Annotated in this window: 10 protein-coding genes; 5 read left to right on the top strand and 5 right to left on the bottom strand. The window is 48.6% G+C overall.

All coding sequences use genetic code 11. The annotated features are described in order from the left end of the window. Window positions 1-529 precede the first annotated feature (529 nt). Both P2H89_RS29375 and P2H89_RS29370 read right to left on the bottom strand, forming a co-directional pair. Window positions 530-1,777, bottom strand: coding sequence for a FecR family protein (locus P2H89_RS29375; RefSeq protein WP_275833928.1), 1,248 nt, complete (start codon window positions 1,775-1,777; stop codon window positions 530-532). Window positions 1,778-1,872: 95 nt separating this feature from the next. Continuing rightward, window positions 1,873-2,502, bottom strand: a complete 630-nt coding sequence (locus tag P2H89_RS29370; protein WP_275833926.1) for an RNA polymerase sigma-70 factor — start codon at window positions 2,500-2,502, stop codon at window positions 1,873-1,875. A gap of 276 nt (window positions 2,503-2,778) precedes the next feature. Between P2H89_RS29370 and P2H89_RS29365 the strand changes: the two genes are divergently transcribed. The 3 genes from P2H89_RS29365 to P2H89_RS29355 all read left to right on the top strand — a co-directional run bounded on the left by P2H89_RS29365 (window position 2,779) and on the right by P2H89_RS29355 (window position 6,361). After that, on the top strand, window positions 2,779-3,270 hold the full coding sequence (locus tag P2H89_RS29365; protein ID WP_275833924.1) for a hypothetical protein: 492 nt from the start codon (window positions 2,779-2,781) through the stop codon (window positions 3,268-3,270). A 191-nt stretch (window positions 3,271-3,461) separates the two neighbouring features. After that, window positions 3,462-5,828 (top strand): hypothetical protein, encoded by a 2,367-nt coding sequence (locus P2H89_RS29360; protein ID WP_275833922.1) that lies wholly within the window; start codon window positions 3,462-3,464, stop codon window positions 5,826-5,828. A gap of 215 nt (window positions 5,829-6,043) precedes the next feature. Next, complete coding sequence (locus P2H89_RS29355) at window positions 6,044-6,361, top strand: hypothetical protein (protein WP_275833920.1); 318 nt, start codon at window positions 6,044-6,046, stop codon at window positions 6,359-6,361. Between the two features lie 129 nt (window positions 6,362-6,490). Here the strand turns inward: P2H89_RS29355 and P2H89_RS29350 are convergent, their stop codons facing one another. From P2H89_RS29350 to P2H89_RS29340, 3 genes are all read right to left on the bottom strand, one after another. After that, on the bottom strand, window positions 6,491-9,835 hold the full coding sequence (locus P2H89_RS29350) for a SusC/RagA family TonB-linked outer membrane protein (RefSeq protein WP_275833919.1): 3,345 nt from the start codon (window positions 9,833-9,835) through the stop codon (window positions 6,491-6,493). 185 nt (window positions 9,836-10,020) lie between these two features. Continuing rightward, the gene (locus P2H89_RS29345) at window positions 10,021-11,238 is read right to left on the bottom strand and encodes a FecR domain-containing protein (protein ID WP_275833917.1); all 1,218 of its coding nucleotides are present in this window, start codon (window positions 11,236-11,238) and stop codon (window positions 10,021-10,023) included. Between the two features lie 82 nt (window positions 11,239-11,320). Beyond that, on the bottom strand, window positions 11,321-11,923 hold the full coding sequence (locus tag P2H89_RS29340) for a sigma-70 family RNA polymerase sigma factor (RefSeq protein WP_275833915.1): 603 nt from the start codon (window positions 11,921-11,923) through the stop codon (window positions 11,321-11,323). A gap of 224 nt (window positions 11,924-12,147) precedes the next feature. Between P2H89_RS29340 and P2H89_RS29335 the strand changes: the two genes are divergently transcribed. Together P2H89_RS29335 and P2H89_RS29330 are read left to right on the top strand one after the other, a co-directional pair. Next, entirely contained in the window at window positions 12,148-13,005 is an 858-nt protein-coding gene (locus P2H89_RS29335) for a DUF5995 family protein (protein ID WP_275833913.1), read from the top strand. A gap of 214 nt (window positions 13,006-13,219) precedes the next feature. Beyond that, window positions 13,220-15,634, top strand: coding sequence for an outer membrane beta-barrel protein (locus P2H89_RS29330; protein WP_275833911.1), 2,415 nt, complete (start codon window positions 13,220-13,222; stop codon window positions 15,632-15,634). Window positions 15,635-15,744: the final 110 nt, after the last annotated feature.

Genomic DNA, 15,744 nt, shown 5'->3' with positions numbered 1-15,744 from the left:
CGAGGGGTAAATGTTTCATAAAATTAGGAGCAACATAACAATAAGGAAAGATCAAATGGATTGGATGACTAGTATCGATAAGACAAAATACGCACACTATTATTTAATTCTTTAGACAAAATCAGTTTAAATTGGCACTACCACTTGTTTCAAAATATTCTTAAAATTTACGGATATGCCTTTTTATTAATTCATGACCTTTTGGGCATAAAGTAATAGAATGTCCCAAGTTTAGAATAATAGCCTTTTCTCTTTTCTAAATAGCAGCATAATTTGGCACTTTGAACAGATTCTGTTTTTAGACTACTTGAATAAAACGAATTTGCCATCTACTTCAACTATCCTTTTAGCACAAAAAACAGAGACAAATTAAGAGTATCGTCTTTCCCAATATCCAAAAGGAAGGTTAGGATTATAATTTTCAGCTTACTTTCGAATGTCATTCTATGAAATACTCGAAAGAAACGCGTTTTTATTTCCACGATAAGATTCTATACAATATGTGCTTACTCAATTCAAACCGAGCAGATTATCTACTAATGATTATCTTATTATCTTCTATTTCAAAATGAACTCTTTCTGTCTCCTCCAACACCAGCAATAAGGTCCTTAAATTTACATTTCGGGGAATGGTCGCAGTGAATTTATCGTTTACAGGTTCCTCAAAAACTATCTCTTTAATACCCACATACCACCTCCTGATCTCCTTCATCACCTCTGATAACGTAGCCGCCCTGAATTCGAAATAGCCATTCTTCCAGGCCATCACCGCCTCTACATCCACCGCCGCCACTCTGGCACCCCTACCCGATGCAGCATCCATGGAGGCTTGTTCGCCAGGCGTCAACACGACTGGATCTTTATCGCTTGCCCCCACCTGCACCTTTCCCTCAATCAAGGTTGTCTTCACTGCAGACTCATCGCTATAGTTCCGGACATTAAAATGCGTACCCAATACCTCTACATCCAACTCGCCAGTCTTGACCACAAAAGGCTTTGACAAATCCTTAGCCACTTCAAAATAGGCCTCCCCCAGCACCTCTACCCTACGCTCACGCCCACTGAACACCGTGGGATACTTAATCCGGGAATCAGCATTGAGCCATACCTTGCTCTTATCGGGCAGGGAAACATAATAAGTGCCGCCAATCGGCGTGGTAAGCACGTGATAAAGCAGGGGTCCTTTCTCCTTTGGGGCATTTCCTTTTCCCGCATCATACACCAGCGCATCGCCCTCTTTATTAACAGCGGCGCCCTCCTCTTTATTCAACACCCCATCACGGGCATCGTTTAGAGTAATGGTGCGCCCATCGCCCAAGGTCAAGGTGGCTTTATTACCCCCCGGTTGCACATCCTCTGTCTTATTCACCAGCACGGCTGGCTCCTTAGCCGGTTTGTTATTACGGGGCCAAAACATAAATGCGCCTACAGCAATAGCACCAGCCAAAACAGCCGCCACCAGCCAGCGCCAGGGCTTTCTACGCATGGTGACCACGGGAGCCGCTGCCAAGTCATTCTTTTCCAAAAAACGTTGCCAGGCACTGTCCTCATCAATGTTATCTAACTGATTAAGTGCTTCGGCAGCCAATTCCTTATTGCCGCAACGAATCATGAAGCGTTTGTTCGCTTCGGAGGCAGTGGCCCAACTATCGAGTTCCTGCTGATCCTCAACAGTGATGGTCCCTTTTTGCTGCGATGCCAGCAACGCTACAATTCTATTGACCGCGGTTTCTTGCATGATATTGTTATTGATTCGGTAATGGTTAATAATGTACATAGGGTATACCCTACCTTACTAAAACGTATAGGCAGGCAGGATTAACCATCACCCATCATCTGAAATAATATTACCATATCATTAAGCGTTCCTCTTCATTCATCTCCTGCTAGTAAAATAGCGAATACATGGAGTACAAAAGAAACCGGCAACAGGTCTTTCTTCAACAAAGCGGCTTTCAATATGCCCACCGCCTTTGTTTTCTGATTACGCACCGTTTGCTCTGATATATTGAGCGCCAGCGCGATCTCGCGTGTAGTAAGCTGCTGAAAGAAGAACAACTTGAATACCTCCCCACAACGCTCCGGCAACTCCTTTACCTGCACATACAATTGCTGAATGTATTCTGCATACATCATATCATAATCATCCCGGTTCACTTCTGCCACATAATCGGTCGTGTACAGTATTTCTTTGTGAATTCTGTTATGGATATCCTCGCTACGCAGGTGGTCGTAGCAGGCATTGCGCACGGATACGTAGAGGAAGGCCCGTATACTGGGCGTATTGTCGAAGTTCTTGCGCAGGGCCCACAATTTGGTGAACACCTCCGAAACGATATCCTCCGACAGGAGGTCGTTCTTTATTAACTGGTTGGCATAGAACACCAACGCCTTGTAGTTATTTTTCCAAAGTGCATTCAGTGCGGGGAGAGCAGTCTTTTCGTTGTCGTCGCGGAAAGCAGCTGCCAGCTGCACGTCGTTATTGATCTCACCAGAAATCATAGGTAAACTCAGCTATTAAACAAAACCATTAAAAAATTCGTAAACAATTCTGATAGGAAAGGCCTTACAAAGGGATTTGACAATCAACACAATGATCAGGAAGGAAAGAATTAGCCAGCTACAAGTTTGATTAGTTTGGGCGGGGAAATGGGCCCGTAGATTCTTACCAGCAATAATACTCGAAAAAAATGGATAAAAAATGGATTTGGGCCTTTTTTTATCAATGCGTGGTTACCGGCCTTTGACGAACCGTTACTTCTTAAATCTCGAAAATCTATGATCGTTCGCTTGCTCTTGTTATTACTTTGTAGTAGTGCTGCTGTAGCCCAGACCAACTTTTCCGGCACCTGGAATCTTCAAAACAAACAACACGTACTTGGCCCCGAATACGGGAATGCCCTGGCATCTGCCATCACCTTTCAGCAACAAACTGATTCCCTGATCATTGAATCGGTGAGTGTTGGCGCCGAAGGCCAGGAAGTAAAAAGCCGCTCCGCCGTATCGATGGACGGCAAATCGCTGACCGCCCTAAGCAAAAACAGCAACCGGAAATACATCAAGAGCCTGAAATGGAGTGCCGACAAAAAAAGCCTGGTGATCACGACGGTGTTCTATGTAGAAGACAATCCTAATGAAGTAGACCTGACACGTGTGGAGATACTCAGCCTCTCCCCCGACGGCAAACAACTGAACCTGGAAAAGAAATCAATAGAAACGCGTAGCGAAAACTGGGAGGTGAAAGGAACCTACGCCAAGAAAACGAACTAAGCGATAAAGAATAGCCATTCAAGACGCCTCCAGGCCATTCGGCAGTTAGCTGAATGGCCTATTTTATTTTACGCCCCATGGTTGCCCGCGCTGCTTCATTCGTTTAAAAATAACTATGAATAATTGATTGAATGAGATAAGCTCACGCCCCTCATTTCAGAATTACGTGGTGAAGCCAAAAGAATAACCTTATGAACACCAAACCAAAACTATTCGTTAGCTATGCCCATGAAGGAGGCACCTTCCCCATCCGGGATTACATCAGCAAAATGTTCAGCGAAGGCAGCCGCGGGAAATTTGACCTGCTGGTAGACAAAGGCCTGCTGACCGGTGAAGACCTCTCCAGCTTTATGTCATCACTCGACAGCTGCTTTGGCGTGATCATCCTGCTGACGCCTACCTACAAAAACCGTGTGTTGACCCGCCAGGGCGGCGTGTACGAAGAATTTACCCGCATTTTACAGAACAAAAGCATCCGCGAAGAGGATTTCTTTATATGGCCCATCCTCGTAAGCGGCACCTTCCAGGAAAGCGTGCCGGCAGAAATAGAGTCCAAACTCTGCCTCAACCTCACCAAACTGCATATCCTGAACGGACAGCCCATCGGCGACCATAAAAACACGACCGACGACCTCAAGAAGATCATCAAACATGCCCGCGACCTATCGCCCTTTACCAATAAAGATTACTATGCCGAGAAAGATCGCGTCCGCAAAAGACTCTTCGATGAACCCAAAGCCGATTTCAACAACCCGCAAAACCGTGCCCTCATCGAAGAGATCATCGTACAAAACAATGCCCTGCAAAAAGTAAGTATCCGCGACTCCGTCATCATCAAAGGACGTAAAGGCAGCGGCAAATCGACCCTCACCCAGGTGATCCCTTATATCTACAGCAACAAATTCCTGATCGATATACCCGTTAACGCCAATAAACTAGACCTCGACAATATATTCACCAATGTAGTAGGCAAACCCGAGATCGAAATTTCCAAAGCCATCAGCCTCAAACGTAAAGAGGTACTCAAGATGGGCTGGAAATTCTTCATCCACCTGATGTACATCGATGCCCTGCTGCTGTATAACCATAAATCGAAACATCCCTTGCTGGTGCCCGAAGACAAAACCCGGCTCTATACCTTCCTCACTGATTTTCACCATGAATACAACTGCACGGGCACGCTGGAAGGCCTTGAAAAAGAAGAGCGCTACGCTGAAATGTGCATGATCTTATTTCCCTACGCCGTATCGAAAGTGATCGACTACATCACCGTGGTGCGGCATAAGTTTGCCGAAGGCCATGAGATCTCCATCGCGGACTGGAATACCTATTTCACCGAAAAGCGGTTCTTCCAGTACTGCCTTACCGACCCCATCATCAATGTGCTGCGTAAATACACCGAACGCCTGGCTTTCCTGAACAAGAAGATCCTGTTTACGCTCGACAACTTCGACAACGCCTTTTACGACGAACGCAAGAACATTCTCCGGGCCACTGATTTTGGAGACTCTTTTATCCATGAGGAACTCACCAAACGGGCCTCAAAAGATACAGACCTGCTGTATGCCCTGTTCCAGATCGTGTACGACTCGAACCGGATCAGCCTGAGCTCCGACTTCATTTTCAGCGTGTTCAGTTTTTGCATCACCATCCCGGAAGACATCTATTTCGATATTGAACGCCTGCACCGGGACTCATACGTTTTTATCAACAAGGTGCAAACCCTCAACTGGACCGGTGTAGAACTGATGCTATTGCTTATCAAGCGGCTGGAAAAATACACGGGGAAGAAGGTAAACGGCAAAACAGCGAAGGCGGGCATCAAGTCGGCCGAAGAAATGCTGCAGCAGATCTTCAGCGAGCAGTTCCGCGACATACCCGCCTATATCGATATCGAATTCAACGACCTGCGGTATAGCGTTCCCTTGTTCATCTACATCCTGCGGCATACCTTCTGGCGGCCCCGGGAGATCATCCTGTACTATGCCGACATCATCTCGGCCCTGAACACCTTCAAGCAACGCAAAATACCTTTAACGCAAGACGATATCAAGATCATCGTACGAAAGATCGCCACCCATATCATTGAAACCGAATTCATCAATGAGTTCAATACGCACTGTGTCAATATAGAAGATATCATCAGCCGGTTTAAGCACCGTCCGCAGATCCTCTCCTACCAGGATATGACGGAAATACTGGACAAGGTGCAATTCCAGTTCACCTCCCCCAACAAAAACCCTTATATCCAGAACACGCTGGTAGAGAAGATCTGGTTCCTGTACCAGATCGGCTTTCTGGGTATTGTGCTGACCGATGAAAAGGCCGCCGAAGAAAAGCTGCACAAGTATTCCTTCATCTTCAATGCCGGCTCGCAGATCTTACTCAAGAACAGGCTGGATGAAGAGAAAGATTTTATGGGTCATACGTTTATCATTCACCCGGTTTTTTTTGAGTATTTGTCACTGACCAAAGAAAAGAACAAGGAGTTTGTATTGAACTTCGACCATGAATACCTGCGGTCGCAGGACAAATATTTCACCTTGCAATACGCATAGCACCTCCACCTCGGACTTCCGCTCAAAGGGGCTGTCTCATTTGTTATTGAGATGGCCTCTTTTTTTGTTGAGATGTTAAACACTGTCCCACCCGCCTTTGACATCCATCAAAACCCGGTTGCGCCCGATCGCAGGAGCCATATTTATCGTATATTGTAGTAACGCAATGATGAAAGGTTATACCAAATCAATTTTGTCACGTAAAACCTTTCAAAATGAAAAAGATGATGTATGTGGCGCTCACCACCCTCGTGATGTCTTTTACATCCGGTAATCACTTCACTGCTCACACTCCTCATGGCTCCAACCCTCCATCCACCCAAGAAAACGGTTTATTTAATTACACCTGGTATTGGGATATCGAGGGCGAATACCCTACCGGCACTACCGGTCCAATTGGCCAGGAGGTCGTGAGGCTTTCTATGCTTTACCCCAATTACAGCTGGTCCAGCAACCCCTTCGGAGGCGCCCACCAGTACGAGTACGGCTATTTTCTCTACTACTACGCGCAGATCTGGACCAACAAACCTTAACGATCACACACGATCAAAAGGTTCAGGGTAAGCTATGGGTAATGGAAGCAAATAATCTAAGCAACTCCCAAAGATGCAGGCCTTCGTGCCTGCCTCTTTTTTGTTATTATCCGCCAGCCGGCGCACCGCTTAAAGCTGTACTTGCAGCCCGGCAGCGATCATCCGTAAGGAAGGAAGTTTGAAGGGAGCGGCCAGCGTTGGGTCACCACCCTTGTATTCGCTCCACGTGCACAGGTTTTGCCCCTTGAGGTACAGATTGGCGCTCCTGAGCCCGCATCGCTTCATAAACGCGGCAGGCAGTCGCCAGTTGACGGCCATCGACCTGATGCGCAGGTAGGCAGCGCCGGTACTCCAATCGACCGATCCCCTATTATACAACAAGGCTTCGTTGGTTGCGGCATCATTGGCGATCGTGAATCGCTGCAACGGGGCCCGGTCGCCCGGTTGTTGCCAACGTGTCCATACCTCCGGCGAATGATTGGTGAGCTGCGTGCGGCCACTCCACCGGCCGGGCGGCACCCGCGTATACTCGTACCAGGCCGCACTGATGGACGGCTGATCCCTGAACTCGAACAAAACAGAAAAACTAACAGCCTTCCACTGCACTTCATTGTACCAGCCCCCATAATATTGCGGATCGAGGTCGTTGCCCGTGACGATGGGCCAGCCGGCAGGCGCGGCCTGGCCATTGGTAGGCGCTACCACGTATAACCCTGTTTGGGGATCCACCCCCAGGTTGGGATAACCCCGCACCACCGTGAGCGACTGGCCTACCACCAGGTTATTGGCGAAGGCCGATTGCGCCAGCCCATCGAAGCGCTGTAATGTATTCTTCGATAGGGTGAGGTTGAAGCTGCTCGTCCAGCGAAAATTTTTGCACGTTTGCACCGTCGATTGAAATTGGAACTCCCAACCGCTGTTCAATACCGATACCGGCGCATTGCCGAGCAGCGGATTGGCCGATCCGGGCTCACTCACTACGATGACCTGGTCTTTCGCCGTTTGATGATAATAGTTCACGTTGAGCGAAAATCGATCCTTCCATTCCAGCTCCAACCCCCATTCGGCTTTCCGGTTTTTCTCCCAACCAAGGGTATTATTCATGGCCCTCGTTGGGTTGGGACCCGCCGACGTATTGTTACGCAGAAAGTATTCCAGGAAGGTGTAGTCGCCCAACTGATCGTTACCGGTAGCCCCATAGCTGAACCGCAATTTGCCTTGTGTGAGCAAGGGTAATTGTTCTTTCACCCATTGCTCCTGCGAAAATACCCAGGCCGTACCCAGGGCTCCCCAAAACCTGGCTGGGCGCCGGATGCCGAAACGGGAAGAGCCATCTACCCTGCCTGTGAGGTTGAGGAAATAGCGGTTGCGCCAACCGGCGAAAGCACGGGCATAGACACCCTTATACACGTATTGCGAATGGTCGCTGGTAAAGGAGTATTCCGGCGCCTTGTCTCCGCTGTGCATCAGGGAATCGCTGGCATAGCCGGCATTACGCGCTACATGCCAGTTGTTGTTTTCCTGTTGCAGGGTGGCGCCGATCAGGCCACCGATGCGGAGCTTATCCCAATCCTTTTTCCAGTTGAGCTGGGGTTCGATGATCCAGGCGGAGAACCGGTTACGGGCCATCGATTGTTCGGCCGTAGACGCCCGCTCAGGATCCTGTGCTGCCAACGGTAAAGTCAATACCTCATCCGTCGACAAGGACTGGTACCCGATATTCGTGCGTACCGTCAACGCTTCCGAAAACCGGTATTCGAACTGGCCGTTACCAATGAGGTAGGCCATATTGGACACGTTGGTATTGCGCAGCTGGCCCAGCGGATTGAAGAAGTGGAAGCTGTCCCTTTTCCATACCAAATTACCTGCCCCATCCTGCAGCTGCGGCAATAAGGGCACGAGGTCAATGCTGTACATGGGGTCGTCGGCCGGCGACCGTTGGTCCATCAGGCTATACATAACAGAAACATCGGACCGGAAACGTCGCTTGGGTGATTTGTATTGGTGATTGCCGTAAAAGGAGATCCGCTGACGGTAAAAAGATCCGGGCAGCACACTGCCCTCATGGTACAGGTTGCTGCTGAGGTGGTAGCGGCGGGTGGTATCGCCTCCACTCAACGAGGCGTGCACCGAGGTTAAATGCCCGGTGCCGCCCGCGAGCAGTTGGGGGATATTGGTATAATCGTTGGTATCGAGTTTAAAGAGATCGGGTGCATTGACGGCATTCGGCGTGGCGCCAAAGGCTTCGATGGCTTCCCGGCGCATAGCCACATAATCGAGGTTGTTGAAACGGTTGGGTATATAACTGCTTTGCACCATGCCCTGCTCGGCCTTCACATCCACCACCGTGGCTCCTACCTTACCCTGCCTTGTCGTAATGAGGATGACGCCATTGGCGCCCCTCGATCCATAAATGCTGGTAGCGTCGGCATCTTTCAAGATGCTGATAGATTCAATATCATCGGCACTGGTGGCGATCTGAATGCCTTTGCCGCCAGCCGCTGATCCCGCCTGGGGATCGCCTTCGGCCGATTGGGTGCGCGTTACCGGCTTACTGCCTACGATCATGGGCACATTGTTCCATACCTGCAACGGATCGTTGAGCAGGAGGTGATCGGGACCGGGTTTTACGGGTATACTTTGAATGCCGCGGATGCGTGGCACGATGGTGCTGCCGGGCGCCCCACTGCCTTCGATCACCTGCAGGCCGGGCACCCTGCCCTGCAGGTTTTGGATGGGATTGGCAGACAATACCATTAGTTCTTTCGCGGTCACCACGGCTACCGATCCTGTATTGTTGCGGCGTGTGTCTTTGTAATATCCTTTTACCACTACCTCTTCCAGCTTTTCGGGTTTTGCCTGCATCACCACCAGCAATTTCCCGGCAGGATCATCTACCCGCTTCAGCTGGGTTTGCCAGGAAGCACCCGAGAACCGGATGGTGGTACTGCCGGGCGGCCAGTCGAGCTCAAACGATCCCGTTTGCGACGTAATGCGCGGGGTAACGTCTTTCAGGTTGTGCTGTACAGTAATACCGCCCAGTGCCTCCCCTTTTTCATCGACCACTTTACCGCGGATCCAGAACGGTCCCGGTTCGCTCACCCCGTACTGCTCCAGGAGGCGGAGATCTTTGTGCACATTGATAAAGTCCTGGTTAAAACGATAGCCATGGCCTGTTTTCCCCAATACGCTGTTTAATATTTTGTACAAGGGTTCGTTGGTGACCCTGCAGCTCACCAGCGCCTTTTTATCGACATCGATAGACGCAAAGGAATACTTGAAACCGGTTGTTTTAGTAACCAGTTCCAGGAAATCTTCCAGGGTGGTATCGCTCACCTGGAATGAATACGCTTTAGCGGTATCGGGTACCACTACCGGCTTGGCAGGTCGTTGTGCTACGGCGAAATTCGAAACGGCCACCAATAACAGAGCAATCAGCAGGCGTCCCTGCAAACAGAAGAAACATTTGAACATGTTTATGCGTTTGTGGGTTTACTGGGATATTGGCGTTTCTTCGAACAGGCTAAGGTTATAACGTTTGCGAGGATAAGATAGACAATGGTGCCGGCATTTGCCGGCCTGATTAGATAGGAGGAGGTTTAGTGGTGGCCACCGATCCATGCATAAACGACACGATCGGTTGCTATATAAAGCGTTAATTACTTGCTGATGTACACGGTACGGCCCCGCACGTTACAACGAATGCGTTTGGTAGCGCTCAGGTTGTCGAGCAACAGCTGCAGGGAATATTCCCTCGGAAATTCGTTGATCACAAACCGCTCGTCGGCCACATCGTTCAGGTACACGATGTTCACATCGTACCAACGCTGCACCTGTTCCATGATCTCCGACAGCCTGGCATCGTGGAAGACGAAGCGGCCGTTCTTCCAACCGGTCAGGTTCTTCATGTTCTCCACTTTCGACACCAACAGTTTGCCATTATACCGCAGCGCCTGTTGTCCAGGCTTCAGCGACAGCCCGTTTTGTGTGGAAGCATCTTCCGCCCCTACTTTCACTTTACCCTCTACGAGGGCCACGAGGTTCGAATCTTTCTTATAGGCCTGTATATTGAACTGGGTGCCATACACGGTGGCCACCTGGTCGTAATAATGCACGACAAAGCGCCGTTTCGCATCCGGCGCTACCTCAAAATAAGCTTCGCCTTCCAGTTGCACTTCCCGGCTGGTATTATTGAAAGCTACCGGATAATGCAATCGGGAGTCCGCATTCAACCACACTTTCGTACCATCGGCCAAGGTTAGCCGGTAAGTACCGCCACGGGGTGTTTTCAAATCATTCATGAGTACGCCGTTAACCGGTGAAGGGTTGGTTGGCTGGTAGCGGATCATGCCTGGTTCGGGCATCGATACCGCTGTGGCCCCTTGTTGCGGCAAGGCCCCTTGAACCAGTGTATCGACGGTTAGTTGTTTGCCATCGGCCAGGGTGAGTATCGCCCGGTCGTAACCGGGTGTAATAGGTGCCGGTTCACTGGTTTGTACCACCGGTGGTGTTTCGTTTCGGCTGCTGAGCTGTTTAAATAACCAGCCTGCTCCGAAGCATAGCAATAGAGAAGCGGCTACCGTAAACGCAATTTGCCAGGTCGGGACACTACGTTGCTTTACAGTAGCCGTGTTCTTCTCTTTAGGAAAGGTAATGGATAATGGTGCACTGTATTTTTTCTGATAAGCCTTATACGGCAACATTTGTTGCCGGTTTCGGGCAAGGTTATTCAGTCTGTCTTCTTCAAACAACGCTTCACGCAAGGCCGGCTTCTCCTTTCTATAGGCTTCCCAGGCACGTTGCTCTTCCTCAGATAATGGGACTCCGTCTTTCTGCTTATAATAGATAAGCACTAAGTCTGGATGTTGGCTTTTCATGACAATAAGGTTTGAGTAACAGAGCCCTTTATTATTAATACTGAAAATGGAATGATCATTAACGTCATAATTGATATTTTTTTTAGACCACGGTACTTACCCATAGTAGAAAGAATAGTACTTCGCCTGGCAACCCGGCTCCATCTTCGCCTAACAGCAACTGCCGCAGTCTTTTAAGCGCTTTCGATTTGAGTACCCGGATATCATTGTTCGTTTTACCCAGTCGTTGTTTCACTTCCTCCATCGATAATCCTTCCACAAAAAACAACAGCATCACTTGCCTCCAGGCTTCCGGCAATTGGTCTATGTACTTTGGCAGGCGCCGTTGCAGATCGGCCGCCTCGAACATTTCGATGGCTGAACTGACATCAGCAATCTGTTCATCGTCAGCTTCTTCAAATGCCTGGTGACCGGGGTGATCCTTTATAAAATCGATACTGGCATTGCGGATAATATTGGCGAGGTAGGCTTTGGCGTGGGTAATGGACGCGAAGTAGTCCGGACTGTCATTTATCTTCTTTTCAAGTTTATCAAAAGATCGTTCCACAATATGCTCTGCTTCGAGCTCATTGCGGATGAACTTGTACGCCAGTCCTTTCAGGCCCGGGTACTCATCGAGGTAGATACGCTCAATCCATTGGTCGGTGGCCGGCCCAACCGGATCAAGGTTATGCTGTTTTATCATTTTACCCTGGTTAACGATCACGCCTGCCAGGTATGCTACTAACGGCAAGCGCAATCTCCATAGAAACGTTTGGAGCGACCGTTTCTCCCACTCCCCGACCCCATTTTAATCCGTATTACCCAAATGGTTGATTCGTTAGCGCACCTAACGAACCTGCTGCCACAGCCGCCCCCATTCCGTCAAAATCCCATACCTTAGTCTGTCTTAATTGTTTATACCACTTTATGTCTTTAACACCCATGCCAACCACCCCGTTACCCACCACCATCGATGCCGTGATTGCGCAACTGGAAGCGCTCATCGCCGACTGTGAAGCCACGCGCGACCGCATCGGTTATTTTGCGGCCCTGTATCATAAAGTAACGGTACGGGTAAAACAGGGTATCTTGAACAATGAGTTTGAAGATGGCGCAAGGATGGAAAAACTGGATGTGGTCTTCGCCAACCGCTACCTCGCAGCGGTGCGTCAGTTGCGGAACAACCAAAAAATAGCGGGCTCCTGGGCTACGGCCTTCGACTCGAGCCGCCGGCGCCAGGTGCTGGTATTGCAGCATATGCTGCTGGGCATGAACGCCCATATCAACTTCGACCTGGGCATCGCCGCCGTGGAAACGGCCGGCACCAACGATATCCGCACCATCCGCAATGATTTCAACAGCATCAATACTATTATCGGCTCGCTGATCTTTGAAGTGATGAATGAACTGAACCGGGTATCTCCCCTGCTCTCGCTCTTTGGCTTCCACGCCACCAACGAATCGATCCTCATCCAGTTCAGCATCTCCAATGCGCGCGACGGCGCCTGGAGTTTCGCGGAAGACCTCCATGGCAAGTTAATGAAACCCACCGATTATACCCATTGCATTACTGCGCGCGACGCCAGCATCCAAAAACTGGGGCAATCGTTGGTAAAGCCGAAAGGACTAATCCGCATCACCATGTGGATCATTCACCTGTTTGAATGGAAAAATCCTGTTCGCATCATTAAGGCATTCTACAAGTACGAGAAGAAATACATTACCGTCAGCAGTTTAACGACAGAAAAGAGCAAAAAGATTAGCACTTCAATGCCAGGAAACTGATAGCGCGAGGCTGCTAAAATAGATCCTCCGTGCACAGTTACAGCCGAAAACTGCACACTTATCATTATTTTACGCACGGATACGGGTTTGTTCTTGGTTGTTTTAATTGTTTCCATAAATTAGCTATCGCTAACAGTATTCAACATATGCAATCATGAACTGTTAACAAACCATTAACCAGAAGAGCTTTATTCCTAATCAGGTGTGTCACTCTATGAGAATCGCTAAAAAGTTATTAGTACTTGTACTACTTATGAGGAGCTTTGGCCTATGTGCACAATTCACACTTTCGGGCCATGTTGTTGATAGCGCCCAACACCCCATCGAATTTGTGACGATCAGTTTGATCAAAGACACGACGGTTGTACAAACGGCGTTGAGCGATCATGGAGGGAAGTATCAGTTTACAATGATCCCCGCAGCTACTTACAAACTTGTCTTTTCTCACCTTAATTACTTTTCATCAGATACGGTGCTGCGTATTACGGAAAATTCGCAGGTCAACCAGGTACTGACTATTAATGCCAATCATCTTACGCAGGTGCAGGTAACCGGCCGAAAGCAATTGATAGAACGAAAAGCCGACCGCTTTATAGTAAATGTGGCCCAAAGGATTGCAGGCGCCTCGAATGCCTGGGAAGTACTGGGGAAATCGCCCCTTATCACGGTAAAAGAGCCAGGCCTCATCTTGTTGAGCGGAGGAGGCGGCACGCTTCAATTGAATGGCAGGAATTTAAGAATGCCGCCAGACGCCCTCGCTGCTTACCTGAAGGGCATCCCTGCCGGGTCGGTTGATAAGATCGAAATACTCACAACGCCCTCCAGCGAATTTGATGCAGACACCAAAGGAGGTATCATCAATATCATCCTGAAAAAACCAGTTACGGACGGCTGGCTCGGCGGGGTTCAATTCAGCACCACGCAGCTGACCTATAATAACCAATCATTGACAGCCAGTGCGGAGTACCAAAAAAAGAAGCTCACGGTTTATGGATTTACCAACGTAACAAACAGTCATTTTCTAAGCTGGCAAAAAATACACAGTGACTATTCCTTCAAGCAACCCAATCCCAACGTTAGTAATCAGCAGGTCAATGTTGATAGAGACAGCAAAGAGAAAGGAGTAACAGGCAATCTAGGCATGGACTACAAATTCAACCGCCATCACCAGTTAGGCTTTGTGGTAGATTATTCACTCAGGGATATGGACAGGGACAATATAGCGCCCACCCGGTTCCTGTCGCCGGCCATGAATACAACAGACTCCATACACGTTTCGCGTGGCGGCAATACGGAGCTGGCGAAGTATGTAAATGCCGACCTTCTTTATAAGATACGACTGGACAGTGCCGGCCAATCGTTGAAGTTGCAAACGTCGGGCTATTGGTTTAAAGAAGACAGGAATGGCGCCTTGAACACCACCTTTAAGCAACAGGAAGGCACAGCAGAAATATTCCGTAACCTGTTCAAAAACGGCTTGCCCCTTTCGATCTGGAATTATACGGCCAATGCCGATTATACCTATCCCTGGAACCGGGGAAAATTTCAACTGGATATGGGAACTAAGTATAGCCAAACCCAAAGCAGCGGTGATATCGCTTTCGATCATTGGAATGGGAGTGGCTTTATACATGACATCCACGAAAGCCAGTCGTTTCTGTACAAAGAGCAGATATATGCGGTTTACAGTTCGCTGACGCATAAAATTGGTCCCACATTGAATTACAAACTTGGCTTACGCCTTGAGCAAACCCGCACACTGAACGAAAGCGACGATACACGGACAAAAAACAGGTATACCAACCTTTTCCCAAACGCCTTTTTGTTCTATTCCCTGCATCCATCGCACCAGCTGAGCTATGCTTTTATTGGCCAGCTGCAGCGCCCATCGTTTTTTGATGTAAATCCGTTCAAATTGTATAGTACAGACCGGATATACCTGACAGGTGATCCATTTTTAAGGCCTTCCAGGCGCTACCGGCATGAATTGACCTATACCTTGCAGAACAAGCATATATTCCAACTGATCTACAGTCAAACGTATAACCGGATTTCCGCCCAGACCATTGTGGATAATGACGGTAAATTACACACCCAAAAAGGAAACTATTCAGATTTCAATGCAGTTACGGTTGTTTCGTCATTGAATCCGCAATTTTTTCCCTGGCTCTCCACTTCCTTTAACCTGTACGCAGGATTGATCCATTACAAAGGGAGTGTTGTGAATTTCCCCATTAACCAGCGAACTGCTTTCGCTACGGCCAGTATCAATAGCTCCGCGACCATCAAGTCCTTGTGGAACCTTATAGTTGGAGCAGACATTTCGGAAAACGCGCCCTTCTATAGCGACAACACCTATGTAAAGAACCAATTCGTTGTAAACGGATTTGTTTCAAAACGTCTTGGTCAGACCTGGAGATTTACCGGCTCGGTAAATGATATATTCCATACAGCTTTTGACCGTTACAGAACAGTGTACGAGCAGACACAGATCTCCGAAAGGAATTATTACGAAATGAATTCAGGCGTAAGGTTGACGATAGCCTACAACTTCCAGCATAAGGAAAGAAATAGCGGGATCAATAAGAGTGCAGGCAACAACGAGGAGAAGCGAAGGATAGGCAAATAAATAATCAAGATAGGGAGGAATGGCACATTTGCGAAGCGGGCATCGCTGGCGCAACGGGATCCCCTTGCAAAAAATCCATCCTCCCGAACGTTTTTTAGTACTAAAACAAG

This window comes from Paraflavitalea sp. CAU 1676, from assembly GCF_029223285.1.
In the GTDB taxonomy this organism is placed as follows: Bacteria; Bacteroidota; Bacteroidia; order Chitinophagales; family Chitinophagaceae; genus Paraflavitalea.
Note: the sequence above shows the minus strand (reverse complement) of the source record. Positions and strands in the feature narration are given on the sequence as shown.

Excerpts from the sequence above, each read along its gene's own strand:
- P2H89_RS29330 (WP_275833911.1), top strand. The coding sequence starts at position 13,220 with ATGAGAATCGCTAAAAAGTTATTAGTACTTGTACTACTTATGAGGAGC.
- P2H89_RS29365 (WP_275833924.1), top strand. The coding sequence starts at position 2,779 with ATGATCGTTCGCTTGCTCTTGTTATTACTTTGTAGTAGTGCTGCTGTA.
- P2H89_RS29375 (WP_275833928.1), bottom strand. The coding sequence starts at position 1,777 with ATGTACATTATTAACCATTACCGAATCAATAACAATATCATGCAAGAA.
- P2H89_RS29345 (WP_275833917.1), bottom strand. The coding sequence starts at position 11,238 with ATGAAAAGCCAACATCCAGACTTAGTGCTTATCTATTATAAGCAGAAA.
- P2H89_RS29360 (WP_275833922.1), top strand. The coding sequence starts at position 3,462 with ATGAACACCAAACCAAAACTATTCGTTAGCTATGCCCATGAAGGAGGC.
- P2H89_RS29335 (WP_275833913.1), top strand. The coding sequence starts at position 12,148 with ATGTCTTTAACACCCATGCCAACCACCCCGTTACCCACCACCATCGAT.
- P2H89_RS29340 (WP_275833915.1), bottom strand. The coding sequence starts at position 11,923 with ATGATAAAACAGCATAACCTTGATCCGGTTGGGCCGGCCACCGACCAA.
- P2H89_RS29370 (WP_275833926.1), bottom strand. The coding sequence starts at position 2,502 with ATGATTTCTGGTGAGATCAATAACGACGTGCAGCTGGCAGCTGCTTTC.
- P2H89_RS29350 (WP_275833919.1), bottom strand. The coding sequence starts at position 9,835 with ATGTTCAAATGTTTCTTCTGTTTGCAGGGACGCCTGCTGATTGCTCTG.
- P2H89_RS29355 (WP_275833920.1), top strand. The coding sequence starts at position 6,044 with ATGAAAAAGATGATGTATGTGGCGCTCACCACCCTCGTGATGTCTTTT.